22 protein-coding genes are annotated in these 24,429 nt (G+C 61.2%); 18 read left to right on the forward strand and 4 right to left on the reverse strand.

Annotation, left to right across the window (positions count from 1 at the left end):
• The first annotated feature begins 108 nt into the window (after positions 1-108).
• The 5 genes from parE (at position 109) to argC (ending at position 5,331) form a co-directional block, all read left to right on the forward strand.
• Entirely contained in the window at positions 109-2,058 is a 1,950-nt protein-coding gene (gene parE / locus KI617_RS11050; RefSeq protein WP_226446205.1) for a DNA topoisomerase IV subunit B, read from the forward strand.
• Positions 2,059-2,076: 18 nt separating this feature from the next.
• A complete protein-coding gene (locus KI617_RS11055; RefSeq protein WP_226446206.1) occupies positions 2,077-2,691 on the forward strand; it encodes a hypothetical protein in 615 nt (204 codons plus the stop codon).
• A gap of 69 nt (positions 2,692-2,760) precedes the next feature.
• Positions 2,761-3,267, forward strand: a complete 507-nt coding sequence (locus tag KI617_RS11060; protein ID WP_226446207.1) for a Spy/CpxP family protein refolding chaperone — start codon at positions 2,761-2,763, stop codon at positions 3,265-3,267.
• A gap of 120 nt (positions 3,268-3,387) precedes the next feature.
• Positions 3,388-4,308 (forward strand): patatin-like phospholipase family protein, encoded by a 921-nt coding sequence (locus KI617_RS11065; protein WP_226446208.1) that lies wholly within the window; start codon positions 3,388-3,390, stop codon positions 4,306-4,308.
• Between the two features lie 72 nt (positions 4,309-4,380).
• Positions 4,381-5,331, forward strand: a complete 951-nt coding sequence (gene argC, locus KI617_RS11070; RefSeq protein WP_226446209.1) for an N-acetyl-gamma-glutamyl-phosphate reductase — start codon at positions 4,381-4,383, stop codon at positions 5,329-5,331.
• Between the two features lie 83 nt (positions 5,332-5,414).
• On the opposite strand, the gene KI617_RS11075 is transcribed toward argC, so the two are convergent.
• Positions 5,415-6,209: a phosphate/phosphite/phosphonate ABC transporter substrate-binding protein gene (locus KI617_RS11075; RefSeq protein ID WP_226452029.1), complete on the reverse strand. Its 795-nt coding sequence runs from the start codon at positions 6,207-6,209 to the stop codon at positions 5,415-5,417.
• 406 nt (positions 6,210-6,615) lie between these two features.
• Here KI617_RS11075 and KI617_RS11080 point away from each other — a divergent pair, with 406 nt between their 5' ends.
• Positions 6,616-6,900, forward strand: coding sequence for a DUF1330 domain-containing protein (locus tag KI617_RS11080; RefSeq protein ID WP_226446211.1), 285 nt, complete (start codon positions 6,616-6,618; stop codon positions 6,898-6,900).
• Between the two features lie 67 nt (positions 6,901-6,967).
• Entirely contained in the window at positions 6,968-8,002 is a 1,035-nt protein-coding gene (locus tag KI617_RS11085) for a patatin-like phospholipase family protein (RefSeq protein ID WP_226446212.1), read from the forward strand.
• 68 nt (positions 8,003-8,070) lie between these two features.
• On the opposite strand, the gene gcvA is transcribed toward KI617_RS11085, so the two are convergent.
• Positions 8,071-9,021 (reverse strand): transcriptional regulator GcvA, encoded by a 951-nt coding sequence (gcvA, locus tag KI617_RS11090; RefSeq protein ID WP_226446213.1) that lies wholly within the window; start codon positions 9,019-9,021, stop codon positions 8,071-8,073.
• Positions 9,022-9,149: 128 nt separating this feature from the next.
• Between gcvA and KI617_RS11095 the strand changes: the two genes are divergently transcribed.
• The 3 genes from KI617_RS11095 to KI617_RS11105 all read left to right on the forward strand — a co-directional run bounded on the left by KI617_RS11095 (position 9,150) and on the right by KI617_RS11105 (position 13,154).
• Positions 9,150-9,368, forward strand: a complete 219-nt coding sequence (locus tag KI617_RS11095; RefSeq protein ID WP_226446214.1) for a hypothetical protein — start codon at positions 9,150-9,152, stop codon at positions 9,366-9,368.
• Positions 9,369-9,583: 215 nt separating this feature from the next.
• Complete coding sequence (locus tag KI617_RS11100) at positions 9,584-11,095, forward strand: acetyl-CoA hydrolase/transferase family protein (protein ID WP_226446215.1); 1,512 nt, start codon at positions 9,584-9,586, stop codon at positions 11,093-11,095.
• A 142-nt stretch (positions 11,096-11,237) separates the two neighbouring features.
• Positions 11,238-13,154: a B12-binding domain-containing radical SAM protein gene (locus KI617_RS11105; RefSeq protein WP_226452030.1), complete on the forward strand. Its 1,917-nt coding sequence runs from the start codon at positions 11,238-11,240 to the stop codon at positions 13,152-13,154.
• Here the strand turns inward: KI617_RS11105 and KI617_RS11110 are convergent.
• Positions 13,140-14,498 carry a leucine-rich repeat-containing protein kinase family protein gene (locus KI617_RS11110; protein ID WP_226446218.1) on the reverse strand — a complete coding sequence of 453 codons (1,359 nt, stop codon included), beginning with the start codon at positions 14,496-14,498 and terminating at the stop codon, positions 13,140-13,142. The two genes, KI617_RS11105 and KI617_RS11110, sit on opposite strands and share 15 nt — an antisense overlap.
• Positions 14,499-14,560: 62 nt before the next feature.
• Between KI617_RS11110 and KI617_RS11115 the strand changes: the two genes are divergently transcribed.
• Entirely contained in the window at positions 14,561-14,935 is a 375-nt protein-coding gene (locus tag KI617_RS11115; RefSeq protein WP_226446219.1) for a hypothetical protein, read from the forward strand.
• Between the two features lie 61 nt (positions 14,936-14,996).
• Here KI617_RS11115 and KI617_RS11120 read toward each other — a convergent pair whose 3' ends face one another.
• Entirely contained in the window at positions 14,997-15,377 is a 381-nt protein-coding gene (locus tag KI617_RS11120) for a DUF3597 domain-containing protein (RefSeq protein WP_226446220.1), read from the reverse strand.
• Positions 15,378-15,676: 299 nt separating this feature from the next.
• On the opposite strand from KI617_RS11120, the gene hsdR reads away from it, so the two are divergent.
• The 7 genes from hsdR to KI617_RS11155 all read left to right on the forward strand — a co-directional run bounded on the left by hsdR (position 15,677) and on the right by KI617_RS11155 (position 24,423).
• Positions 15,677-19,093, forward strand: a complete 3,417-nt coding sequence (gene hsdR / locus KI617_RS11125) for a type I restriction-modification system endonuclease (protein WP_264180075.1) — start codon at positions 15,677-15,679, stop codon at positions 19,091-19,093.
• A 59-nt stretch (positions 19,094-19,152) separates the two neighbouring features.
• Positions 19,153-19,386 carry a ParD-like family protein gene (locus KI617_RS11130; protein ID WP_226446221.1) on the forward strand — a complete coding sequence of 78 codons (234 nt, stop codon included), beginning with the start codon at positions 19,153-19,155 and terminating at the stop codon, positions 19,384-19,386.
• Positions 19,383-19,667, forward strand: coding sequence for a type II toxin-antitoxin system RelE/ParE family toxin (locus KI617_RS11135; RefSeq protein ID WP_226446222.1), 285 nt, complete (start codon positions 19,383-19,385; stop codon positions 19,665-19,667). Before KI617_RS11130 ends, KI617_RS11135 begins: the two co-directional genes overlap by 4 nt.
• Positions 19,668-19,761: 94 nt before the next feature.
• Positions 19,762-21,006: a Fic family protein gene (locus tag KI617_RS11140; protein ID WP_226446223.1), complete on the forward strand. Its 1,245-nt coding sequence runs from the start codon at positions 19,762-19,764 to the stop codon at positions 21,004-21,006.
• The gene (locus tag KI617_RS11145; protein WP_226446224.1) at positions 21,003-22,601 is read left to right on the forward strand and encodes a type I restriction-modification system subunit M; all 1,599 of its coding nucleotides are present in this window, start codon (positions 21,003-21,005) and stop codon (positions 22,599-22,601) included. The genes KI617_RS11140 and KI617_RS11145 overlap by 4 nt, the downstream gene beginning before the upstream one ends.
• Positions 22,598-23,092, forward strand: coding sequence for an endonuclease domain-containing protein (locus KI617_RS11150; protein ID WP_226446225.1), 495 nt, complete (start codon positions 22,598-22,600; stop codon positions 23,090-23,092). Before KI617_RS11145 ends, KI617_RS11150 begins: the two co-directional genes overlap by 4 nt.
• A complete protein-coding gene (locus tag KI617_RS11155) occupies positions 23,089-24,423 on the forward strand; it encodes a restriction endonuclease subunit S (RefSeq protein ID WP_226446226.1) in 1,335 nt (444 codons plus the stop codon). Before KI617_RS11150 ends, KI617_RS11155 begins: the two co-directional genes overlap by 4 nt.
• Positions 24,424-24,429 lie beyond the last annotated feature (6 nt).

Below are 24,429 nucleotides of genomic sequence, written 5' to 3' on the forward strand. Positions count from 1 at the left end.
TTTTCGAAAAATGCTTTGGAGGATTACGGCAGGCGCGCTGGCAGGTAGAATCCGGGTCCGCGCCGCAACCTGCGGTGGACCGCCATTATCACCCGAATCTCAGAGCGCATGACCGACTACTCCGCCGCCTCAATCCGTGTCCTCAAGGACCTCGAACCCGTCAAGGAACGTCCCGGGATGTACACCAGGACGACCTGCCCGACCCATATCGTGCAGGAAGTCATCGACAATGCCGCCGACGAGGCGCTGGCCGGTTTTGCCAAGAAGATTTCCGTGGCGATTCGCGCCGATGGCGTGATCGAGGTCTCCGACAACGGCCGCGGCATTCCGGTCGAAATTCACCCGGAAGAAGGCCGGCCGGCGGTCGAACTGGTTTTCTGCAAGCTGCACGCTGGCGGCAAGTTCAACAAGAAGGAATCGGGCAACGCCTACCGTTTCTCGGGCGGCCTGCACGGCGTCGGCGTTTCGGTCACTAACGCCCTGTCGATCCGGCTGGAAGTCGAGATCAAGCGCGGTGGCGGCATCCATCACATCGCCTTCGGCGCCGGCTTCGTCACCGAGCCACTGAGCCGTCTCGGCGACTGCGGTCAGCGCAACACCGGCACCACGGTGCGCATCTCGCCCGATCCCAAGTATTTCGACTCGCCCAAGGTCAACCTCGCCCAACTGGAGCACCTGCTGCGCTCCAAGGCCGTGCTGATGCCCAATGTCACGGTCGAACTGGACATCGAAGGCCAGGACAAGAAGGTCTGGTGCTACCAGAACGGCATGGCGGACTACCTCAACGAAATGATGGTCGGCACGCCGGTGGCACCGATTTTCGTTGGTGAAAAATACGTTGAAACCGCCAATGGCTTTGCCGTCGGCGAAGGGGCGACCTGGGCGCTGGCCTGGTTCGAGGAAGGCGGCGGCAAGCCGGAAAGCTACGTCAACCTGATCCCGACGCTGGACGGCGGCACCCATGAAGCCGGCCTGAAGGCGGGCGTCTTCGAGGCGATCAAGGCCTTCGCCGACCACCACGCCATCCTGCCGGCCAAGGTCAAACTGGCGCAGGAAGACGTCTGCGGCAAGATGACCTATTTGCTTTCGGCCAAGGTACTCGACCCGCAATTCCAGGGCCAGACCAAGGAGAAACTGACCAGCCGCGACGCCTACAAGCTCGTTTCGCAGATGGTGCGCGACCCCTTCGAGCTGTGGCTCAACAGCCACGCCGATTTCGGCAAGAAGATTGCCGAACTGGCCGTCAAGGCAGCGCAGAATCGGATGAAATCGACCCAGAAGGTCGAAAAGAAGAAGTCGTCGGGCATCGCCACCCTGCCCGGCAAGCTGACCGATTGCGAATCCGACGATATCCTGCGCAACGAAATCTTCCTGGTCGAGGGTGACTCGGCCGGCGGCTCGGCCAAGCAGGGCCGTGACAAGGAAACCCAGGCCGTGCTGCCCCTGCGCGGCAAGGTGCTGAACACCTGGGAAGTCGAGCGCGACCAGTTGTTCAAGAACAATGAAGTACACGACATTTCGGTGGCCGTCGGCGTTGATCCGCACGGTATCGAACAGATCGACAGCGTCGATGTCACCGGCCTGCGCTACGGCCGCATCATCGTCATGTCCGACGCGGACGTCGACGGCTCGCACATTCAGGTGCTGCTGTTCACGCTCTTCCTCAAGCACTTCCCGGCCCTGGTCGAACGCGGCCACATCCACGTCGCCCAGCCGCCGCTCTTCCGGGTCGATGTCGAAGCCCGTGGCCATACCCGCAAGGTCTATTGCCTGGACGAGGCCGAGAAAGAACAGACGCTGACCAAGCTGCGCGACGAAGGCGTCTCGGAAAACAAGATCACCGTCTCCCGCTTCAAGGGCCTCGGTGAAATGAACCCGGATCAGCTGTGGGAAACCACGCTCTGCCCGGATACCCGTCGTCTGGTGCCCTTCCAGGCCAGCCGCGAAACGATCAAGGAAATGGCCACCACCTTCACGCTGCTGATGGGCAAAGGCGAAGCCTCCGGACGGCGGGCCTGGATGGAGAAGGACGGCGGGCTGGTTGAGGCGGACGTCTGATTTGTAGATGGGTGGATCGTGAACGGTTTGCCTCAGCCATACCGTGTCGCGATTCTGGGGGCCATATTGGCCGCAAGCTTGTCCGGGCTACTCAACGACTGCAACAGAAGACACAGCCAGCCCGCGCAAGTGGATCGCGTTTATACAGGCTATCGGATGTTTCTGGAGCGCTTGAACGCGAGCGATGCGCCGCAACTCACCCGCTTGATCAGTCTCGCCAACAGAATTCCGTTTCTGGCTACGGACGGGGAAATCCAAGGCTTTGAAGATCAAGCCGAAATCCTGCTTGAAAGACAAGGCATTGAGGAAATTTTGGTGCAATTTGATGTTGCAACCACCCCGCTCAAGGTCTACGGAACGAACGAAGTTCGCGTCATTCTGGATGACATCGGTAAAGCCTTGCTGTTGCGAGATGAGGATATCGATTGGCGGCGATACGGAACCATGATCGCATCTCGCCACGAATCAATACGTGAAGCGCAGGCGTCAGGCAGCGCCTACGGCCATGAAGAGCGAATTTCCCCGGACGAGCGACTGATGATCTACTCGTTCGCCCTTCTCAGCCAAAGATTGTTCGATCAACTCCGGTCAGAAACAGCTTGCAACACTTCAGCCCCCGGCAGAAATAGCTGACTTACATGTTTGCGCTTTAATCATCTCCAGCGCGGAACATTCCGCCAGTGATGATCAAGGAGAAAAAACATGTTGAAGAGCAAGAAACTGCGTATCGCCGCCCTGGTTATCGGTGCTACTGCTGCCGTCCTCTCCGCCCCAAGCTTCGCCCAGCGCGGCGGCTGCATGGGTGATGGTCCGATGGGCGGCCGTTATGCCGAAGGCCGCTACGCCGACCGCATGAAGATGCACCAGCAACGCCTGCACGATGCGCTGAAGCTGACGCCGCAACAGGAAGGCGCCTGGAGCAAGTTCCAGGAATCGCACCCGTTTGCCGGCAGCGCCAAGCGCCCCGACCCGGTCGACATGGCCAAGCTGACGGCACCGGAGCGCGCCGAGAAGATGCTGGAACGGCAAAAGCAGCATCAGGAAGCGATGAGCCAGCACGTCACCGCGATGAAGGATTTCTATGCCCAGCTGACGCCTGAGCAGAAAAAGACCTTTGACGAGCAGACGCAGATGGGCAAGCGCGGCCAGCGTGGCGGTATGCGCGGCCCAGGCCCGCAAGGCCCGGTCAACCCGCCGCCGGCCAACTGACCCCACCTTCGCTGCCAGACCCAAGGCCGGTGCTCATCCACCGGCCTTTTTGCGTGTTGCAAACCAGCACGCGCTGCTACGTATCGTTACGCCTCGCAACCGGGGTGGCAGGATAGAATCGTGCCTCCTCAACCTGAGCCCTCCCCCTGCATCGTGTTCCGTTCAACCCGCCGCCAGCTCTCCACCTATCTTGTTCTCACCGCCAGCCTGATCGTCCTCTCCGGCTGCGCCGGTTTCGGCAGCAAGCCGACGCCCGCCCCCGCGCCGCTGGCCCAGAAGCCGAAGATCGGCCTTGCCCTCGGCGGCGGCGCGGCGCGCGGTTTTGCCCATATCGGCGTGATCAAGATGCTTGAATCGCACGGCATCTATCCGGACTATGTGGTCGGCACCAGCGCCGGAGCCGTGGTCGGTTCGCTCTACGCGGCCGGTTATGACGCCTTCGCCATGCAGAAAATTGCCCAGCAACTCGACGAGAAAATCTTCGCCGACTGGACACTGGGCGGGCGCGGTCTGCTCAAGGGCGAGGCGCTGCAGGACTTCATCAACCAGCACCTGAACAAGCGGCCGCTGGAAAAGCTGAACCGCCCCTTCGCCACCGTCGCCACCGACCTCAACAGCGGCGAGCGCGTCGTCTTCCGGACTGGCGACAGCGGCATGGCCGTACGTGCCTCGGCCTCAGTGCCCGGTGTTTTCCAGCCCACCCAGTTTCGCGGCAAAAGCTACGTCGACGGCGGGCTGACCAGTCCGATTCCGGTGCAGGCAGCCCGCGAAATGGGCGCCGACATCGTCATTGCGGTTGATATTTCTTCCAAGCCAGAAGGCCAGCCGGTCGATAGCCTGACCGCGATCATCTGGCAGACGACGACCATCATGGGTGGCGCGATCGGCGCCAATGAACTCAAAGGCGCCGACATCGTCATCCGCCCGAAGCTGCCCTACGTCAAGTCCTGGGACTTCACGGCCCGCAACGACGCGATGCTCGAAGGCGAGCGCGCCGCACAAGCCGCCCTGCCCGCCATCAAGCAGAAACTTGGGCGCTGACCATCTGCCGTCCCCAAAGCGTCACGAATTTCTGCCAGAATTCCATTTTTGCAACAGTCCAGCGGATTCACCATGACCTATAAAGTCTTTGTCGACGGCCAGGAAGGCACTACCGGCCTGCAGATCAACGAATACCTCGCCAAGCGCAGCGATGTCGTGCTGCTCAAGATCGATTCCGACAAGCGCAAGGATCTTGCCGAGCGCAAGCGCCTGATCAACGAATCCGACGTCACCTTCCTCTGCCTGCCGGACGACGCGGCCAAGGAATCGGTGTCGCTGGTCGACAACCCGAACACCTGTGTGATCGACGCTTCGACCGCGCACCGCGTCAATCCGGCCTGGACCTTCGGCCTGCCGGAACTGGCCAAGGATCAGCGCGCCAAGATCAAGGCATCCAAGCGCATCGCCAACCCCGGCTGCCACGCCAGTGCCTTCATCCTGGCACTGCGCCCGCTGGTCGAAGCCGGCCTGCTGCCTGCCGCCACGCAGATCGCCGCCAACTCCATCACCGGTTACTCCGGCGGCGGCAAGTCGATGATCGCCGATTACCAGAAAGCTGCCGAAAGCCAGACCGCGCTCAAGGCGCCGCGCCCCTACTCGCTCGGCCTGGCCCACAAGCACCTGCCGGAAATGCAGGCTTATACCGGCCTGACCGTCGCTCCGATCTTCCAGCCCATCGTCGGGCCGTTCTACAAGGGCCTGGCCGTCACCGCCTATATTCACCCGCAGCAATTCACCCGCCCGGCAACGCCGGCTGAGGTGCAGAAGATCATCGCCGACTACTACGCCGGCGAGCCCTTCATCCGCGTGCTGCCGGTCGATCTCGACGCCACCACCGAAGGCGGTTTCTACAACGTGGAAGCCAACAACGATACCAACCGTGTCGATATCGCCGTCTTCGGCAATGAAGAGCGCATGCTGATCGTTGCCCGCCTCGACAACCTCGGCAAGGGTGCTTCCGGCGCCGCCGTGCAGGCGATGAACGTGCATCTGGGCGTCGAGGAAAGCCTCGGCCTGGTCTGAAGCTTCAGCACGCTCGGTAGCAAAAGAAAAAAGGCCATATCCCGCGGGATATGGCCTTTTGCATGGCAGCGGCAAACCGGCGATTAAACGCCCAGCCACTCCAGCAGCTTGCGCAGTCGGCTTTCTTCGGTGGACACGAAGCCAGTGACGCCGACCCGCTTCAGCACTTGCATGCCGTTCTCGGAATTACCCAAGCCGGCCAGTGCCGCCTGCATCTTGGCAACCTGATCAGCGCTCACGTCCTGCGACGCGACCAGCGGCATGTACGGCTGTGGCTTGGATTGGTGGATGACGCGGTTGCCCGATTTTTGCCACTGGACATACGCGCCGGAGTAGGACGCGATGCCGCCAACGTCCGAAATCCGGTTCTCGATCGAGAACGGAATGGCGCCCTGCTCACGGACATAGGTCACCGTTTCATTGTCGAGAATGATGCCCTGATCACGCAGTTCGGCGCGGCAGAAGCGCGTCATGTAGGCATTCTTTTCAGGCATCACGAAGCTCTTGCCCTTGAGATCGGCCAATTTCTTGACCGGCGAATCCTTGTGCGCGATCAATATGCACTGGCCATCCGGCTTGGCTGTGGCAACGAACTTGTAGCGGTAATCGCGCAGGCCGCGCGCCGGATAGTCGGATGGGCGTGCCAGCACCAGATCGAACTGGTTGTCCTTCATGCCCTTTTCGAGGGCCGAGAATTCGCGGACAAAGGCAACCTTGACTTCTCCGCCGATGGCGCGGCCAAGCACATCCGCCAAGGGCTGATACTTGGCGCGAGCCGCATCGGCATCGATGCCGCCGGAGGTGCCTTCGCTGACCGCAAAGACCAGTTGCTTCCTGGCTGCCTGCTGAGGCTCGGCAGCAGAAGCGCAAAATGCCATTGAAATAAGACAAAGAGGGTAAAGACGACGCATATTTTGAAACTCCAGGGGCTAAATTCATTCATAAAGCATCAGATTATTAATTTCTGATTTGCCGATGAATGATAAACGAAGGCCCCGAAATATCATCGTCATATTTGTTAATTTAATCTATTTTTTATTCATAAAATTAATTTTTATAACAAATTCGATACCGTACCCGATCAAATCCAGGCATCAACAAACATCAGCAGCGCCCCCGGAGGATGTCATTGGCACCATCCGCAATGCAGGTTCTTGATCCTTCAGCGCGAGAGCTGCAAACTCTTCCGAGCGGCCACATTTCCGGCTGAACTCCTTCCCTGCCAATGTCACTCCGGATGGCAGCGCTATCGCCACACACATCAAGCACCAGCATGGAGTCACAATGAACTACGTCATCGGCCACATCACGATCAAAGATGCTGCCAAATGGGACGAATACCGCAGCCAGGTGCCGGCCACGCTGTCCCCCTGGCAAGCCGAACTGGTCTTTCGCGGAGAAAAGCTGGCCGTGCTCGGTGGCGAGCATAAACACACCGATACCGTCGTCATCCGCTTTCCCAATGCCGAATCGGCCAACGATTGGTACAACTCGCCGGCCTATCAGGCACTGATTCCCCTGCGTCTGGAAGCCGCCGAAGTCGACCTGATCAGCTACGCGGCGAGCTGATCGAAATAACGCCGTCGCGCCACAGTGGCATGATCTTGGCAGTCCAGCATTGCAACAGGAGCACCGCATGCCCATTCAAGCAAGCACAACCCGCATCAGCCTCGCCCTGCAAGGCGGCGGCGCCCATGGCGCCTTCACCTGGGGCGTACTCGACGCCCTGCTCGAAAAGGGAAATTTCAGCTTCGACGGTGTCAGCGGCACCAGCGCCGGGGCGATGAACGCGGTTTGCCTGGCCCATGGCCTGATGACCGGCGGCCCCGAGGGCGCTCGCGAGGCGCTTGAGCGTTTCTGGCTGGCGATTGCCGACTCGGCCTTGTTCCAGAGCAACGACGATGGCACGGCCAGCCTCTCCCCCGCCCTGAAAATGATGCTGCAATGGACCAACCACCTCAGCCCGGAGCAACTTAACCCTTTCGACCTCAACCCGCTGCGCGACATTGTCGAAGCCCAATTCGACTTCGCCCGCCTGCGCCAGGAAAGCCCGGTCAAGCTGTTCATCGCCGCGACCCATGCCAACTCCGGCAAGCTGCGCATCTTCCACAACCACGAAATGTCGGCCGACGCCCTGCTCGCTTCTGCCTGCCTGCCGACCATCCACCGAACCATCTACATCGACGATCAACCTTACTGGGACGGCGGCTACAGCGCCAACCCGGCCATCTTTCCGCTGTGCTACCAGTGCGAATCGCCGGACATCCTGCTCATTCTGCTGACGCCGCTGCGCTACAGCGAAACACCGGACACCGCCAACGAAATCCGCGAACGTCTGCGCGAACTCGCCTTCAACGCCACCTTCCTGCGTGAAATGCGCATGTTCGCCCACCTGCGCGAACAGATCAGCCCCAGTCGATTGCCAACCTGGCTGCTTGACCGCCTGCCGGGCACCAGCCTGGAACGACGCCTGGCCCGACTGCGCTTCCATGCCATCAGCGCCGAACATTTTCTGGGCGAACTCCCCGCCGACAGCAAACTCGCCGTCAGCCGTCCCTTCTTCGAAAAACTGCGCGACGAAGGCCGGGCGCACGCCAAACGCTGGCTGGAAGGCAATCGCGATGAAGTCGGCAGGGCCTCGACACTTGACCTGGGCAAGCTGTTCTACTGAGCGTATCCGCAGGAAAATCCGTCGGCTTCCTGGTCACGCCATCGCCTCGTTCATGCACGAGACAGGACCTACATTCGGCGGACCGTTTCAACCTCGGTCATTAACCAGTCGCAAAATGCGGCGACCGGGGGCCGTTCGGCAAAGACCTTCCGCATGATCAGAAAGTAGGCGTAAGGCGACGGAACGCTCAGGTTGAAGGGAATGATCAGTCGTCCCGCAGCGATATCGGCCTCGACGAGCGGCAGCAAGGCCAAGGCAACCCCCTGCCCGTCCAGTGCGGCCTCGACAGCCAGCACGGCGTTGGAGAAACGCGGGCCACGCTCGGCATCAATCCCGCTCACACTCGCCCGGCTCAGCCACTCCTGCCAATTGGGCGGGTATGGATCGTCATGGATGGTTTCATCGTGAATCAGCACGTGGCGAGCCAGATCATCCGGGGTATCCAGCGGTCGTTCAGCCGTCGCCAGACGGGGCGAGCAGACAGGCACCCAGGCCGGGGCGAAAAGCTGCCGGACATGAAAACCGGGGTAATCGCCGGTCCCGTAGCGAATCGCCAGCGAAATATCGGCCGTTCGCAAATCAAGCGGCTCATCAGCCATTGCTGACTCGCCGGGCCGGTCGACCGCATCGCTCTGGCTCGACAGGCGCAATTTGACTTCAGGGTGCTCGGCAGCGAAGCGGGGCAAGCGGGGAACCAGCCAGCGCGTCGCGAATGAAGGCGGCGCGACGACGGTCAGCACGCCTTCGCCCGGCGGTCGCGTCGTATCCAGCGCCGCGGCCAGGCACTCGAAGCCCTCACGCAACTTCGGCAGCATCGCCTCGGCCTGCGCAGTCAGCGCCAGCGCCCGGGTCAGACGATGGAACAGGCTGAAACCGACGTATTCCTCCAGCGCCTTGATCTGCTGGCTGATCGCCGCCGGCGTGACATGCAACTCTTCCGCCGCCTTCTTGAAGCTTAGGTGGCGGCTGGCCGCCTCGAAGGCGCGCAGAGCAGCAAGGGGAGGCAGGCGATAGCTCATCGACGATTAAGTTTTTCTAAACCGCCGGATCATAATTTGTCGTTTGTTCCATCGCAAGCGATTCCCTATCTTTGCCATCCGGCTTATCCACAAGCCATCCCGCAAATTAGTGAAAGGAAATATCCCTGATGAAACGCTCCCTGCTCATGGTCGCACTGCTGGCCGTCGCCCTCTCGGCCTGTACCAAAAAAGAAGAAACCATCACGCTGCCGGCACCAGCCACGCCGCCCAGCCTGCCGGCAGCAGCGCCGAGCGCTCCGGCCGAAACCAGCCAACCGGCTGAAGCCCCGGCTCCGGCTCCGGCGCCCGAAGCAGCGGCTCCCGCCGAAACGAAGCCAGCCAACTGATTTTTGAGCCGAACGTGACGATTTAGTTTTTCTTAAGCATGGAGTAAAAATATCTCGTTCGTTCGGTTTCCGTATTTTCGGTAGATTTGCGCACTGTCTCCTCCAGACCTTCATGCGCTTAGGATCTGGATTTGGCCCGCCACCGTGCGGGCTTTTTTTCGATCTGGTCGTGGAGACTCCCTCTCTTTCATAACGCTATTCAGGAGCCTTTAGCCATGGGTGGAGCATCCCGCGTCCTTAACACCGCTTTGCGCAGCAAGATCATGTCGGCCAGCGAGGCGGCCAGCCTCATTCCCTCGGGAGTCAATGTCGGCATGAGCGGTTTTACCGGTGCCGGCTATCCCAAGGAAGTGCCAACCGAACTGGCCAAGCGCATCATGGATGCCAACCTGCACGGCCGCAAATTCAAGATCGGCGTGTGGACCGGCGCCTCAACCGCCCCTGAACTGGATGGTGCGCTGGCCATGGTCGATGGCGTCGAAATGCGCCTGCCTTACCAGTCCGACCCGACCTGCCGCAAGCGCATCAATGCCGGTGAGATGGAATACATCGACATCCATCTTTCCCACGTGGCGCAGTTTGTCTGGTTCGGCTTTCTCGGCAAGCTCGATGTCGCCGTGGTCGAAGTCTCGGGCATCCTGGAAGACGGGCGGCTGATTCCGTCGTCGTCCATCGGCAACAACAAGACCTGGCTGGATCAGGCCGACAAGATCATCCTCGAAGTCAATTCGTGGCAGAACCCGCTGCTCGAAGGAATGCACGACATTTATTACGGCACCAACCTGCCGCCCCACCGCCAGCCCATCCCCCTGGTTCGCACCGGCGACCGCATCGGCGAGCCGTATTTCAAGATCGATCCGAACAAGGTCATTGCGGTGGTCGAAACCAGCAGCCCGGACCGCAACTCGGCGTTTTCGGCACCCGACCATAATTCCCGCGATATTGCCGGCCATATCCTTGAATTCCTCGAGCATGAGGTCAAGAAAGGTCGCCTGCCCAAGGACCTGCTGCCGCTGCAATCCGGCGTCGGCAACATTGCCAATGCCGTTCTCGCCGGCCTCAACGATGGCCCGTTCGAGAACCTGACCGCCTATACCGAAGTGCTGCAGGACGGCATGCTGGAAATGATAAAGTCCGGCAAACTCAGCATGGCCTCGGCCACTGCCTTTTCATTGTCGCCTTCGGCACTGACCGAGTTGAACGCCGATCTGGCTCGCTTCAAGGACAGCATCATCCTGCGTCCGCAGGAAATCTCGAACCACCCGGAAGTCATCCGCCGTCTGGGCGTGATCGCCATGAACGGCATGATCGAGGCCGACATCTACGGCAACGTCAATTCGACCCATGTGATGGGCACCCAGATCATGAACGGCATCGGCGGCTCCGGCGACTTTGCCCGCAATGCCTACATTTCGATCTTCATGACGCCATCGCAAGCCAAGGGCGGCCAGATTTCCTGCATCGTGCCGATGGCCTCGCACGTCGATCACACCGAACACGACGTGCAGGTGCTGGTCACGGAGCAAGGCCTGGCCGATCTGCGCGGCCTGTCGCCCAAGCAAAGAGCCAAGGTGATTATCGAGAACTGTGCCCATCCGAATTTCAAGCCGTTGCTGATGGATTACTACAAGCGCTCGCTCAACCTGTCACCGGGCAAACAGACGCCCCATCTGCTCGACGAGGCACTCAGCTGGCACCTGAACTATCTGCGCAAAGGCAGCATGTGAAATAGCCACAGCCAGGCGATTGATTGCTGACCGAGAGCGCAGCGATCAATCGCCTGCATGGGCGCCTGGCGAGCCGCCTGATCAACGTAATTGACCAAGCCGTACGAAACGATTCTGCGCATCCACGGGTAAACTAAGGGCAATGACCTCTGCCGCCCCCACCCGCCCGCGCATCCTCTCCGTCATCCCGCCGATGACGCAGTTGAATACGCCCTACCCGGCCACCGCCTACCTCACTGGCTTCCTGCGTTCCCGTGGCTTCCAGGCCGAACAGACCGATCTCGCCCTGGCCCTGGTGCTCGAACTGCTCTCCCCGGCCGGCCTGCCGAAGATCAAGGCGGCGGCCGAAGCCATCCCCGGCAAGAAGCGCTCGAATACGCTGAAGGTTTTCCTCAACGAGTTCGACCGATACCTCGCCTCCATCGGCCCAACCATTGCCCTGCTGCAGGGCCGTGACAGCTCGATTGCCCACCGCATCTGCACCCGCGCCTTCCTGCCCGAGGGGCCACGTTTCGCCTCGCTCGACAATTACGTTGACGAAGAGGGTGGCGACCCGCTGGCCTGGGCTTTCGGCTCGCTCGGCGTGCAGGACCGGGCGCGGCACCTCGCCACGATGTACCTGAACGACCTGGCCGACGTGCTGCGCGAGGCGGTCGACACCCGCTTCGAATTCGTCCGCTACGCCGAATCACTGGCCCAGAGCCAGGCCAGCTTCAACCCGCTGGCCACGGCCTTGGCCGCACCGAAAACGCTGGTCGATTCAACGCTGGACACGCTGACCCTGCAAGCCATCGAGCGCAGCCAGCCGGCGGTCGTGCTGATTTCCGTGCCCTTCCCCGGTTCGGTCTATGCCGCCTTCCGCATTGCCCAGACGATCAAGGCCAGACACCCGAAGATCGTCACCGTGCTTGGCGGCGGCTACGTCAATACCGAGTTGCGCGAACTGGCCGAGCCACGCGTTTTCGACTATTTCGATTACATCACCCTCGACGATGGCGAAACGCCGCTGCTGGCGCTGTTCGAGTATCTGGCCGGCCAGCGCCCGCGCCTCAACCTCGTCCGCACCTTCACTCGCGTCGATGGCGCCGTCCGCTACTTCAACACCGGCGAAGCGGACGTTCCCTTCGAGGAAGTCGGCACGCCGACCTGGGATGGCCTGCCGCTCGACCGCTACCTGTCGCTGCTCGACATGCTCAATCCCATGCACCGACTGTGGTCAGACGGACACTGGAACAAGCTCACTGTCGCCCACGGCTGCTACTGGAAGAAATGCAGCTTCTGCGACGTCAGCCTCGACTACATCGGCCGCTACGACGCGGCCAGCGCCAAGGTGCTGGTCGACCGCATCGAGCAGATCATCGCCGAAACCGGCCACACCGGTTTTCACCTCGTCGACGAAGCCGCCCCGCCGAAAGCCCTGCGCGCGTTGGCCGAGGAACTGCAGCGGCGCAATCTGGCGATTTCCTGGTGGGGCAACATCCGCTTCGAAAAGTCCTTCACGCCGGAACTCTGCCTGCAACTGGCCGACAGCGGCTGCATCGCCATTTCCGGCGGTCTGGAAGTCGCCTCCGACCGCCTGCTCGACCTGATGAAGAAAGGTGTCTCGGTCGATCAGGTCGCCCGCGTCACGCGCGCTTTCACCGACGCCGGCGTGCTCGTCCATGCCTATCTGATGTACGGCTTCCCGACACAAACCGTGCAAGACACCGTCGATGCGCTGGAATACGTCCGCCAGTTATTCGCCGAGGGTTGCATCCAGTCCGGCTATTTCCACCGCTTCGCCTGCACCGTGCATTCGCCTGTTGGCATGAACCCGGCCGAATACGGCATCAAGCTTCAGCCACTGCCGCCCGGCAAATTTGCCAAGAACGACGTGCAGTTCATCGACCCCACCGGCGTCGATCACGACCGCCTCGGCAAGGCACTGAACAAGGCGCTCTACAACTACATGCACGGTATCTGCCTCGATCAGGATGTGCGTAGCTGGTTCGACGAAAAAGTGCCGCGCCCGACCGTGGCCCGCCACAAGATTTCGCGGGCCCTGTCAGGCCAGTCTTAAGGCGCCGAGCACCGAGACAATTTCAGCGAACAGCGGGCGGGCTGCGACGTTTTCCTGGGCGCAGTTGGCCTGCAGGGATTGCAATTTTTCGATTTTTTCCCGGTCGCCCCCAGGGCCAGCCTTTGTCTCTGTGGTCGCAAAATCAGAGTTAGGCACAGAGAGCGCCAGCAACTCTTCGAGCAAACAGGAAAACGCCCGCACTTCGATGCGCTGCAGAGCCGTGGCGACAAGCGGGTTGTCCGCCGGCACAAACGAGGCCGCGCCGAAATCGCCGAGCAGGGCCTGCCCGTCATCGCCATGCAGGATATTGTGGCCGTACAGATCGCCATGCACGATGCCCTGGGCGTGCAGGTGTTCGGCCGCCGAGGCGATGCCGTGTGCAATGCGAATGGCGGCGTCGAGGTCGAAACTGGCCTCTTCCGGATAAACGTCACGCGTACACGAATCGAGGCTGGGCGGCCCGGCCAGGTTGCGGAAGCTGCTATCGATCAAGGCCATGACCAACCCGTGGGCCTCCTCCGGGTGCGCCGCCAGCTTGCCGAGCACCGGAATCAGATGCGGGTGCATTCCGGCCGTGATGCAGGCATTCATCTCGTTGAGCGGCAAGCCGTCGCTGGTCATCGCGCCCTTGAAGAGTTTGAGCGCCACCGGCTGCGTACCCTCTCCACAGCGCCATTCAGCCTGATGAATGACGCCCGAAGCCCCCTCGCCGAGTTGATGACTGACCTGCAGATCGTCCCAGTGAATGGGCGACACTTCAGCTTGAACCGGTGCATCCTGGCAAAACGGATTGCCGGCGAAGGCGAGCCAGGAAAGCCGTGGCAGCGACAGCAGCCATTCCGGCAAGGCCGCAAGCTGGTTGGCTGCGATACGCACCAGTTCCAAATTGGTACAGCTTGCCATCTCGGCCGGCAGCGTTCGCAATTGGTTACCGGCCAACATCAGCTTCTGCAAGCGAAGACAACTGCCGATTTCCGGCGGCAGTTCGGCAATCCGGTTATCGGTCAGAATCAGCCAGCGCAGTCTGGGCGGCAATGCCGCAGCCGGCACCTGCCGAATCTGGTTGGCCTTGAAGCCAACCATTTCCAGCTGGGCACATTGCCCTATCACCGCCGACAACTCGGTGAACCGGTTGTCCGAACAAAACAGGATGCGCAGCTTGTGCAGTTGCGGAAGATCATCGGGCAAGGCCGACAGATCATTGCCCGACAAATCGAGAATCTCCAGCGTGTCGGCCAAAGCGAAAATCTCGCGCGGAAACTCACTCAGTCCGCAGGCCAATTTGATGCGCCGGCTCCCGGCCAGCTTGCCGGTGCGCAGGTCTTCAAGGGTGTTCAGTGGCATTCGGGGTATTCCACCGGGCGGGCGTGATAAGGTGCGGCAGGATAACAAAAGATGGTGAAAAAATGACTTGGGAGAAGGCTGCCGCTCCATCAATGACCGAACGCGGCATGCGCATCGCGCTGATTTTTGCGCTGGCCGCCGAGCGCCTGACGGCCTTCTACGAATACGGCCAGTGGCTGACTGAAGCTCAGGGCGCCAGCCTGGCCGCCGACTGGCTGTCTCGTTCAAAAAACAAGATGTCGCTCGCCGAACGCCGGCAACTCTCCGCCCTCAGCGACCAGCTCGCCCGCCAGATCGAAAGCAGCCTGTCGCGCGAAGCCGGCATGTACACGGCCCACGAAATGATGGAATCGCTCGACCCGAACCATCATTCGGAAATCGCCGAATCGCTGATGGTCGAATGCGAACGTCTGCTCGACGAGAGCCTCGCCGGCTGAGCCGCCAAATAATAAGGCCCGCCAAGAAAGCGGGCCTTCGAACAGAAACCGGGCAGGAAAATTACAGCAGTTCAGCCGGAATATTGCCGCCGTTTTCAGCCAGCTTCTGCAGCACGGTCTTGTGCAGCCACATGTTCATCTGCGCCGAATCGCCCATCTTATCGGCCGGGCAACCGAGTTCGGCAGCCAGTTCCTTGCGCACCGCCAGGCTGCTGTCCAGACCCAGCAGTTTCAGCAGATCGACGATGGACACCTTCCAATTGAGGTTTTCGGCATGCGCGCTCGCCAACGACTCCAGCTTGGCCACGACATCGACGGCACTGATCGCCACCGGCGCTGCAGCAACGGGCGCCTCGACGGCGGCTGGCGCTGCCTCGGCAACCACTTCCTTCTTCTCATCGCCAAAACCCAGTTTGGCCAAAATGTTGCTGAAAATTCCCATGCGATTTCTCCTGTGTGGCTGATTGAACAAATACGCCACCGGTAACGAATGACCGAGCGCAGCTTCATGGTAGTGGCATTCGACGACAGGTTTGGTGAATTTACATGAAAGGATTTTTACAATTCATCATGTTGCACCGGACAAGCGGCATCCCGGAAAGCCAACGAACTGCCCCCGCAGCATGAAAGTGCGTTAAATTCCCAGCCATGTCATATGCAAGTGACCACCACTGAAGCCGGGGCCTGACCATTTCCAGCAATTTCGCCTTTCTCGCCGAACATGATCCCGTTTTCCTGCAACTGGCCGCCACCGCCGAGCAGGTCTTCGCCGCCGACCCCAATACCACGCTGATCAAGCTGCGTCAGTTGGGCGAAGCGCTGGCCCAGGACATCGCGGCCCGCAGCGGTATCGAGTTCGACAGCGAAACCACGCAAGCCGACCTGCTGTTCCGGCTCAATCGCGAAATCCGCCTCGACCCTACCATCCGCGAGATGTTTCATATCCTGCGCATTGAGGGCAACAAAGCCACCCACCAGTTCCGCACCCGGCACAAGGAAGCCATGGATGGCCTCAAAGTCGCCCGGACACTGGCCATCTGGTTTCACCATTCCTTTGGCAAGGCCGGTGCCAGTTTCCGGCCCGGTCCTTTCCTGCCGCCAGCCGATCCCAGCCTTGCGGTGCGCCAGCTGCAAAGCGAAATTGACCAACTGCGCGCCGAAGTCGGCAGCCAAAACGCCGCCCTCGAAAGCAAACAGCAACTCGCCGAACTGATCGCCCGCGAAAAAGAGGAATATGCCGTCCTAGCCAGTCAAATGGACGCCGAAGCCCGCACCTATCAAAGTCTGGCCGAAGAACAGGCAGCCACGCTGGATCGCGTCAAACAGGAATTCGAGCACCGCCTGCAAACCCTGCAAGGCCAGCTCGAAGCCAGCCAGAAATCGGCGCAACAAGTCAGCCAAAGCACCCATGCCGCCAGCCAGCAACTCAGCCTCAATGAAGAACTCACCCGCATCCTGATCGACCAGCAACTGATCGAAGCCGGCTGGCAGGCCGACACTCAGGAAATCACCTACGCCAAAGGCAGCCGCCCGGAAAAAGGCAAAAACCGCGCAATCGCCGAATGGCCGACGCTCGGCAATGAAGCCGCCGATTATGTGCTGTTCGCCGGCCTGACACCCATCGCCGTGGTCGAAGCCAAGCGCGAAAACACCAATGTTGCCGGCAAGATTCCGCAGGCCGAACGCTACTCGCGCGGCTACCGGCAATTGCCGATCGCCCTGCCCGCCTGGCAACTCGAAGGCCTTGCCGCCGGCTGGCCCGACGCCCAGGGCAGCCACTTCGAAGTCCCATTCGTCTATTCCAGCAACAGCCGGCCCTACCTGCAACAACTGGCCGAACAAAGCGGCACCTGGTTCCGCGACGTCCGCAACCCGGCCAACCTCGCCCGGCCATTGATGGACTTCCACACCCCGGCCGGCCTGCTGGATATGCTGACGCGCAACAAGAGCGCCGCCGAAACCCGGCTGCAGCAAGAAGGCTTCGCCTACCTCCACCTGCGCAACTATCAGGAACGCGCCATTCAGGCCGTCGAAACAGCGCTTGCCGCCGGCCAATCCGATTGCCTGCTGGCAATGGCTACCGGCACGGGCAAGACGCGCACCATCATTGGCCTGATGTACCGGTTCCTCAAAACCGAACGCTTCCGGCGCATCCTCTTTCTGGTCGACCGCAGCGCCCTCAGTCAGCAAGCGCAGGAAAACTTCGACGAAGCCACGCTCGAACAAAACCTGCCGCTCTCCAAGGCCTACAACATCGCCGAAATGGGCGACATGGCGGCAGAGGCCGAAACCCGCATCCAGGTCGCCACCGTGCAGGCCATGGTCAAGCGTATCTTCCAGTCCGACACCCCGCCCGGCATCGACGAGTTCGACTGCATCATCATCGACGAAGCCCACCGCGGCTACACGCTCGACCAGGAGATGTCCGAAGGCGAACTGCAGGTGCGCGACCAGGCGCAATACCTCTCCACCTACCGCCGTGTGCTCGACTACTTCGACGCCACCCGGATCGCCCTGACCGCCACGCCGGCCAAGCACACCAGCGACATCTTCGGCCGGCCGGTCTACACCTACTCCTACCGCGAAGCCGTCGCCGACGACTGGCTGATCGACCACGAACCGCCGATCCGCTACGAAACCCTGCTCAGCAAGCACGGCATCAAGTTCGCCAAGGGAGAGCAAGTCAGCGCCATCGACCTTGGCACCGGCGAAATCGAGCAATCGGAACTCGAAGACGAACTCAAATTCGACGTCGACAGCTTCAACCGCCGCGTCATCAACGAAGACTTCAACCGCGTCATTTGCGAGCAACTAGCCCAGGAACTCGACCCCTTCGGCGAAGAAAAAACCCTGATCTTCTGCGCCACCGACCTCCATGCCGACATGGTCAAGCGCCTGCTCGACGCCGCCTTCAAGGCCCTCTACGGCGACGAATACGTCGAGGCCGCCGTGCGCAAGATCACCGGCCAGTCAGACAAGATCAAGCAACTGATCGCCCGCTACAAGAACGAGCGTTTTCCAAGCATCGCCATCACCGTCGATCTGCTGACCACCGGCATCGACGTACCCGCCATCAGCCACATCGTCTTCCTGCGCCGTGTTCGCTCCCGCATCCTCTACGAACAGATGATCGGCCGCGCCACGCGCCGCTGCGACGACATCGGCAAAACCGTTTTCAAGATTTACGACCCGGTCGGCATCTACCAGGCACTTGAAGCCGTCAACACCATGCAGCCGCTGGTCAAAGACCCGAACATCACGCTCGAACAACTGGTCGGCGAACTCGACAACCCGCTCAGCCACACCGCCCCCGGCAGCCGCAAGGGCCAGACCCACGCCCACGACGTGCTCGACGCCATCAGCCAGAAACTTATGCGCATCCTGCGCAGCGCCACCCATCAGGCCGAGAAAAAGCCAGCGCTAAAAACCCGGCTGGACGAACTCGAGCAACACTGGGGCGTCGCCCCCGCCATCCTGCACAAGCACCTGCGCGAACAAGGGCCCAAAGCCGCCCTCGACTTTCTGAATCAGCATAAAACGCTGATCGCCCAGGTCGAAGGCATCCGGCTGATGATCGGCAGCACCTACAAGCCCATCATCTCCGGCCACAAGGACGAACTGCTCGCCCGCGAACAAAGCTACGGCGACTACAACAAGCCCGAGGACTATCTCGACAGTTTCAACCACTTCATTCACCAGCAACTCAACCAGTCCGCCGCACTGGCCGTCGTCGTCAATCGCCCGAAAGACCTCTCCCGCGAGCAACTGCGCGAAGTCCGCCTGCTCCTTGATGAACACGGCTACTCCGAAGCCCGCCTGCAAACCGCCTGGCGCAACCGCAGCAACCAGGACATCGCCGCCAGCATCATCGGTTACATCCGCCAGGCCGCGCTCGGCGAAGCCCTGCAACCTTTTGAACAACGCGTCGCCCGGGCCATGCAGCGTATCTACACCCTCACCGCCTGGAGCACCGTGCAGCGAAAATGGCTCGACCGTCTCGCCAAGCAACTGCACCACGAAGTCGTCATCGACCAGCAATTCGTCAACCGCGCCTTCGCCACCGACGGTGGCGCCAAACGGCTCGACGCCATGCTCGGCGGCAAGCTCGACAACGTACTGACCGCGCTCGCCGAAGGGCTTTGGCCAAATGCGGCCTGACTTGACGCCTGCACCTGGCGTGCTATCCTGATTTACCACAAATGTAGCAAGAGGTTCCAATGTCGACCACCACATCCATCCGCATCGACCAAACGCTCTACGACCTGGCCAAAGCCGATGCCGCCGCCGAGCACCGGACCATCGCCGGCCAGGTTGAATACTGGGCAAAACTCGGGCGCGCTGCCCTTGATAACCCTGACCTGCCAGTAAGCTTCATTGCCGAATCCTTTGCCGCCATGGCCGAACCCCGGGAGCAAAGCACCCCCTTCGTACCAAGGAGTCGTGGGGCATGAGCTATGGCGTTCGCCAGACCCGCCGCTTTGCCAGACAGTACAAAAAACTTCACGACAACATAGCGGCCGATGTCGATACCGCCGTTGAGGAAGTCGCCGCCACCCCGGGCATTGGCGAACGCAAAAAAGGCGATCTGGCTGACTTGCTGGTCCACAAATTTCGCAGCCAGGGCCAACTCTATTTGCTCGGCTACACGCTCGATGACGAAGTCAGGCTGGTCTATCTAGAAGCACTCGGCCCACATGAAAATTTCTACCGCGACCTCAAGCGCGGTAATTGACGCCTCCTGAGCCGAACAAGCCCACGCATCGGCTCATTTGGTGAGCCGAATAATGCTAACATTCGGCTCATCGACCTAAACATCAGCCGCCCCCATGCCCCGCTGGATCTGGCAACACCCCGATTGGCCCAACTTCGGCCGGCAAGCCGAAACCCTCGCCCCGACGCTGCGCCAGGCCGCTGTCGCCCAAGGGCGCCTGCTCGGGCGCACCCGGGCCGGTGACGAAACCCTGCGCGCCGAATTCAATCTCGACACCCTGCTCCAGAACATCATCAACTCCAGCGCCATCGAAGGCGAACGCCTCAATGTCGCCTCCGTGCGCTCCAGCTTGGCCCGCAGGCTCGGGCTGCAAGCCGACGACAACCGGCCGGAGCCGGGCAGCGAAGGCCTTGCCCGAATGATGTGGGATGCCACCACCAACCTCGAAGCCCCCCTCGACGAAACCCGCCTCAAACAATGGCACACCTGGCTGTTTGCCGGCGACGACGGCTTTCTCGGCCGCAAAATCCGCATCGGCGACTGGCGCGGCAACGAAGCCATGCAAGTCGTCTCCGGCCGAATCGACCGCCCCACCGTGCACTTCGAAGCCCCGCCGCGCCGGGGCCTCGAAACCCGCGTCGTCGAATTCCTCGCCTGGTTCAACGCCAGCCGAAACGACGCCGGGCTCGACCCCCTGCTGCGCGCCGCCATCGCCCATTTCTGGTTCGTCACCCTGCACCCCTTCGATGACGGCAACGGCCGCATCGCCCGGGTCCTCACCGACCTCGCACTAGCCCAGGGCGAACCTGAAAGCATCCGCTTCTACGCCATGTCGGTCGCCATCCTGGCCGACCGCAAAGGCTATTACCAACAACTCGAAAGCGCCCAGACGCTGCCCGAGCACGAACAAGCGCTCGACCTCACCCCCTGGCTAAGCTGGTTCCTCGCCACCCTGCTCGACGCCATCGCCCGCGCCGAAAACCAGATCGACCGCGTGCTCGGCAAAAGCGACTTCTGGCGCCAGCACCGCCAGCACAGCCTCGGCCCCGAACAAATCAAGGTACTCAACCGCCTGCTCGACGGCGACCAGGCCGAGCGCGGCGGCTTCGCCCAAGGCATCAGCGCCGCCCAATACCAGGCTGTCGCCAAAGTCAGCAAAGCCACCGCCACCCGTCACCTGGCCGATCTCCTCGCCAAAGGCTGCCTGGTCAAGCTCCCCGGCGGCGGGCGAAACACCCGCTACCAGATCCACTGGCCCGCCTCACTAATCCCCTCGCCCCCTGCGGAAGAGTGGCTGGGGGAGAGGGGAAACAGCGCCACCATTTCACTTCAAGAATCACCATCAAGGCCCACCCCATGAGCAACAACGAAATCGTCCAGAAACTCTGGAACCTCTGTGACGTCCTGCGTGACGACGGCATCAACTACTCCGACTACGTCACCGAACTCGTCCTGCTCCTCTTCATCAAGATGGAACACGAAAACGCCCAGAGCGGCGTCATGCTCGGCCACAAGCTGCCCGAAGGCGCCCGCTGGCCGGACATCGCCCGGCTCGATGGCGCCAACCTGCTCAACCACTACAAAGCCACACTGCTCGGCCTCTCGCAAAGCACTGACCCGCTGATCGCCGCCATCTACGCCGACGCCCAAACCCGGCTCAAGGAACCCCGCCATCTGCGGCAACTGATCAGCGCCATTGACGGCATCGACTGGTTCTCCGCCCAGCGTGACGGCCTCGGCGACCTCTACGAAGGCCTGCTCGAAAAGAACGCCACCGAAACCAAATCCGGCGCCGGCCAGTACTTCACCCCGCGCCCGTTGATCGACACCATCGTTGCCCTGCTCGACCCGCAAGCCGGCGAAACCGTGCAAGACCCCGCCGCCGGTACCGCCGGCTTCCTGATCGCTGCCGACGCCTGGATCAAGGCCAAGACCGACAACCTCTACGACCTCAACGACAAACAACGCGAATTCCAGCGTAACCAGGCCTTCATCGGCATGGAACTCGTCCCCGGCACCCGCCGGCTCGCCCTGATGAACTGCCTGCTGCACGGCATGGAAGGCGATGCCGAAGGTGTCATCCACCTCGGCAACACCCTCGGCAACGCCGGCAGCAGCCTGCCCAAAAGCGACATCATCCTCAGCAACCCGCCCTTCGGCACCGCCAAAGGCGGCGGCGGCCCGACCCGCGACGACTTCACCCACAGCACCAGCAACAAGCAACTCGCCTTCGTCCAGCACATCGTCCGGCACCTCAAGGATGGCGGCCGCGCCGCTGTCGTGCTGCCCGACAACGTCCTCTTCGAAGCCGGCGTCGGCGCCGACATCCGCCGCGACCTGATGGACAAATGCAATCTCCACACCATCCTGCGCCTACCCACCGGCATCTTCTACGCCCAGGGCGTCAAGACCAACGTGCTCTTCTTCGACAAAGTAAGCCAACACGCCAGCGGCGGCACCAAGGAAGTCTGGGTCTATGACCTGCGCGCCAACATGCCCCGCTTCGGCAAACGCACCCCGCTTACCCGCCGGCACTTCGCCGAATTTGAAGCCGCCTTTGCCGGCACGCCGCCCTCTCCCCAACCCCTCCCCCCGGACGGGGGAGGGGCTAAAGCCGCCACCATCCCCAGCACCACCTCTCCCCTCGCCCATCCAAGCGCCGAGACCAACACCACCACTCCCCTCGCCCCAGCGGGGAGAGGGGCCGGGGGAGAGGGGGCGCCCCACCACCAACGCATCGACCAAGGCGAAACCGGCCGCTTCCGCCGCTTCAGCCGCGAATGGATCAGGGAACGCGCCGACAGCCTCGACATCGCCTGGCTCAAAGACGACAACGCCGAAGACGCCGCCGATCTGCCCGAACCCGCCGTGCTGGCGCAGGAAGCGATGGGCGAACTGGAAGGCGCACTGGCTGAATTGCAGGCGATTTTGGCGGAGTTGGGTCACGCGGAATGATCAATCAAGCCAAACGCGACCGCGCCCGCGAACTACGAGTCAACGCCACGCCTTTTGAGCAAACTTTTTGGAAAGTAGTCCGCGGGCATCGTTTCGCCGGCTTCAAGTTTCGCCGCCAACAAGTCATCGGCCCGTTTATCGTCGATTTCGTCTGCCTGTCGGCAAAACTCATTGTTGAACTTGATGGCAGTCAGCATGCAGAGGCGGTTGCCTACGACACGCCGCGCGATGCATGGCTAAATGCTGAAGGCTACCGGGTATTTCGCATTTGGAACAACGAATGGACTCAGCAGCAAGAAGCTGTGCTTGAACGGCTTTGGGAAATGCTGAATGCCACGGCGCCCTCTCCCCAACCCCTCCCCCCGGACGGGGGAGGGGCTAAAACCGCCACCACCACTCCCCTCTCCCTTCAGGGGAGAGGGGCCGGGGGTGAGGGTGCAGCGGCAAGCGCCGCTGACGCAGCGCAAACCACAGAGGAGGAAGCCGAATGAGCGATCAGCCAGCCGGCTGGACACAGACAACCCTCGGCGAAATTGCAGCCTGGGGCTCTGGCGGCACCCCCTCACGAAGCGAACCGAGCTATTACGGTGGCGGCATTCCATGGATCAAAACAGGAGAGCTTGGGCCACGCTTTGTTAGTTCAACCGAAGAATCCATTTCGGTGGAAGGTCTTTCCAAGTCCAGCGCCAAGCTATTCCCTGCCGGCTCCGTTGCAATCGCGATGTATGGCGCCACGATTGGCAAAACAAGCATTCTCGGCATCCCGGCCACGACCAACCAAGCCTGCGCCGTTGGGATTCCGCACGCCGAAGCAACGACAAAGGAATACCTGTACCACTTTCTCTGCTCACAAAAAGAAGCCTTTGTCGAAGCGGGAAAAGGCGGTGCACAACCCAACATTTCGCAAGCAGTCATTAAAGACTGGAAAGTCCCCCTCGCCCCGCTCCCCGAACAAAAACGCATCGCCGACAAACTCGACAGCGTGCTAGCGCGGGTGGATGCCTGCCGCGACCGCCTTGACCACCTCCCGGCCCTGCTCAAACGCTTCCGCCGATCTATCCTCGCCGCCGCCACTTCGGGACGGCTGACTGAGGATTGGCGTTTGGCTACGGGGGATACAGAAATTTACCCTTATCCCAAAGCAAAACTATTAACAGTTGCGACTTCCCGTTTAGGAAAAATGCTGGACAAAGGCAAGAACAGCGGCAGCCTTACCCCATATTTACGGAATGTGAACGTTCGGTGGTTTGACTTTGATTTGAACGACATCCAAGAAATGCGGATCGAAGACAGCGAACGGGATGCACTGTTGGTTAAAACTGGCGACCTTCTTATCTGCGAGGGTGGTGAGCCTGGCCGTTGTGCCATTTGGGAAGGTGAAAATGAACGATATATCTTTCAAAAGGCATTGCACCGCGTCAGACCAGACCCTAATAGGCTTTTGTCACAGTGGCTTGCGTTTTCACTGAAATTCGCAGCCGACAACAACACCCTTGAGGATTTGTTCACCGGCACGACAATCAAGCACCTGACAGGTGTTGCATTGGCAAACTTTGAAATTCAACTGCCCTCGCTCCCCGAACAAACCGAAATCGTCCGCCGCATCCAGCTCCTCTTCGCCTTCGCCGACCGCCTCGAAGCCCGGCTCGCCACGGCCCGCCAGCAGGTCGGCCAATTGACGCCGGCCCTGCTCGCCAAGGCTTTCCGGGGCGAACTGGTACCGCAAGACCCGGCCGATGAGCCGGCGGCGGAATTACTGAAGCGCCTGGCGGCCCAGCGGGCGGCGGCACCTTCGGCCAAGCGGGACCGCGCCAAGGCTTGAAGCCCC

It is taken from the genome of Ferribacterium limneticum (assembly GCF_020510625.1).
Lineage (GTDB): Bacteria > Pseudomonadota > Gammaproteobacteria > Burkholderiales > Rhodocyclaceae > Azonexus > Azonexus limneticus_A.